We start from the raw sequence: 2,330 nt of genomic DNA, 5'->3' as shown, positions 1-2,330 counted from the left end.
ACTGGTAGACGCCATGGCGGACAGCCAATCCTGGTTGCATGGTAAGAAATACGCCATCTACGGCGATCCCGACTTCGTTCACGCGATGGCCCGCTTTGTCATGGAGACCGGCGGCGAGCCAACCCATTGCCTCGCCACCAATGGCACCTCGGCATGGGAAGCCGATTTGAAGAAGCTGCTAGCATCCTCGCCTTTCGGCAAGGCTGCCCAGGTTTGGGCGGGCAAGGACCTGTGGGCGCTGCGCTCACTGCTCTTTACCGAGCCGGTGGACCTTTTGATCGGCAATTCCTACGGCAAGTACCTGGAGCGCGACACCGGAACGCCGCTGATCCGGCTGATGTTTCCGATCTTCGATCGGCACCATCATCACCGCTTTGCGCTCTTTGGCTACCAGGGCGCGTTGCGCGTGCTTACGACGATCCTCGACAAGATCTTCGACAAACTCGATCGCGAGACGAGCGAGACGGGTGTGACGGATTATTCCTATGACCTCACGCGCTAAGAGCCGTGGCCGGCTTTTCGCCGAGGCCATTCCTTGCCCAATGGACTGGGGAGGCTGAGCAATGTCCTCCCTCAGCGCCAAAATCAAGGACGCCTTCGATGAGCCCGCCTGCGATAAGAACCGTGGCAAAGATGCCAAGGCGCGCAAGGAGGGCTGCTCGAAGTCGCTGACACCAGGGGCGGCAGCCGGCGGCTGCGCCTTTGACGGAGCCAAGATCGTCCTGCAGCCGATCACCGACGTTGCGCATCTGGTCCATGCGCCGCTTGCCTGCGAGGGCAATTCTTGGGACAACCGTGGTGCGGTTTCGTCAGGGCCGACCTTGTGGCGGACAAGCTTCACGACCGACCTCACCGAACTCGACCTGGTGATGGGGCAGGGCGAGCGGAAACTCTTCAAGGCGATCCGCGAGATCAAGCACACATACGCGCCGCCGGCGATCTTCGTCTACTCGACTTGCGTAACGGCGCTGATCGGTGACGACATCGAGGCCGTGTGCAAACGCGCCACGGAAAAGTTCGGTTTGGCCGTGGTGCCGATCAATGCGCCTGGCCTGGCAGGCTCCAAGAACCTCGGCAACAAGCTCGCCGCCGAGGCGTTGCTCGATCATGTCATCGGCACGGTCGAACCCGACGACCCTGGGCCCTACGACATCAACATCCTTGGCGAATTCAACCTCTCGGGCGAATTCTGGCTTGTAAAGCCGCTCCTCGATCGGCTCGGGATCCGGGTGCGCGCCTGCATTCCCGGCGATGCGCGTTACCGCGACATTGCTTCCGCGCACCGCGCCCGGGCGGCAATGATGGTGTGCTCGACCGCGCTGATCAGTCTTGCCCGCAAGATGGAGGAGCGCTGGGACATCCCGTTCTTCGAGGGCTCCTTCTATGGCATCTCCGACACATCGCAAGCTCTTCGCAACCTTGTCAGGCTGCTGGTGAGGAAGGGCGCCGATCCGGAGATCCTCGAGCGCACAGAGACGCTGATCGCGCAGCAGGAGGCGATCGCGTGGAAGAAACTCGAATCCTACCGGCAAAGGCTCCAAGGCAAGCGCGTGCTGCTCAACACAGGCGGTGTGAAGTCCTGGTCGGTTGTCCATGCGCTGATGGAGATCGGAATCGAGATCGTCGGCACCTCGGTCAAGAAATCTACGGTGCAGGACAAGGAGCGCATCAAACAAGTTCTCAAGCACGACAAGCACATGTTCGAATCCATGGCTGCGCGCGAGCTGTACGCCATGCTCTCTGAACACAGGGCCGATATCATGCTGTCGGGCGGTCGCACGCAATTCATTGCGCTCAAGGCCAAGACGCCCTGGCTCGATATCAACCAGGAGCGCCAGCATCCTTATGCCGGCTATGACGGCATGGTGGAACTCGTACGCCAGATCGACCTCGCCATTCACAATCCGATCTGGTCTCAGGTGCGCCAGCCGGCCCCGTGGGATTGCCAGCCTGATCTGATAGGCGAATTGCCGTGCACGAGGAACGAGACCGCGTACCTGTTTGATGAATTCGCCTGCGCGACGGCACACGAGTGTTGAGGCGACCGATGGCCCGCATCCTTCTCCAGAGCAAATCGGCTGCGGTCAACCCGCTGAAGTCGTCGCAGCCGCTGGGTGCCGCCTTTGCCTTTCTTGGCGTCGACGGTGCGATGCCGCTGTTCCACGGCAGCCAGGGATGCACAAGCTTTGCGCTCGTTCTCTTCGTGCGGCACTTCAAAGAAGCGATTCCCTTGCAGACTACGGCGATGGATGAGGTGGCGACCATCCTCGGCGCAGCCGACCATCTGGAAGAGGCGATCCTCAACCTCAAGAACCGCACGAAGCCAAAGC

At 61.0% G+C, this 2,330-nt stretch carries 3 protein-coding genes; all 3 read left to right on the top strand.

What is annotated here, in order from left to right; genetic code table 11:
- Positions 1–502: nitrogenase component 1 (locus EOA86_RS31175; protein WP_281035718.1), on the top strand; the 502-nt coding region annotated here is incomplete at its 5' end.
- Between the two features lie 61 nt (positions 503–563).
- A complete protein-coding gene (gene nifE, locus EOA86_RS31170; RefSeq protein WP_029356524.1) occupies positions 564–2,039 on the top strand; it encodes a nitrogenase iron-molybdenum cofactor biosynthesis protein NifE in 1,476 nt (491 codons plus the stop codon).
- Between the two features lie 8 nt (positions 2,040–2,047).
- On the top strand, positions 2,048–2,330 hold a 283-nt coding region (locus EOA86_RS31165), incomplete at its 3' end, for a nitrogenase component 1 (RefSeq protein WP_281035717.1).

This window comes from Mesorhizobium sp. M5C.F.Ca.IN.020.32.2.1 (assembly GCF_004023105.1).
Taxonomy (GTDB): Bacteria; Pseudomonadota; Alphaproteobacteria; order Rhizobiales; family Rhizobiaceae; genus Mesorhizobium; species Mesorhizobium wenxiniae.
Note: the sequence above shows the minus strand (reverse complement) of the source record. Positions and strands in the feature narration are given on the sequence as shown.

Bases quoted from the DNA above. Each gene is read 5' to 3' on its own strand.
- nifE (WP_029356524.1), top strand. From the start codon at position 564: ATGTCCTCCCTCAGCGCCAAAATCAAGGACGCCTTCGATGAGCCCGCC.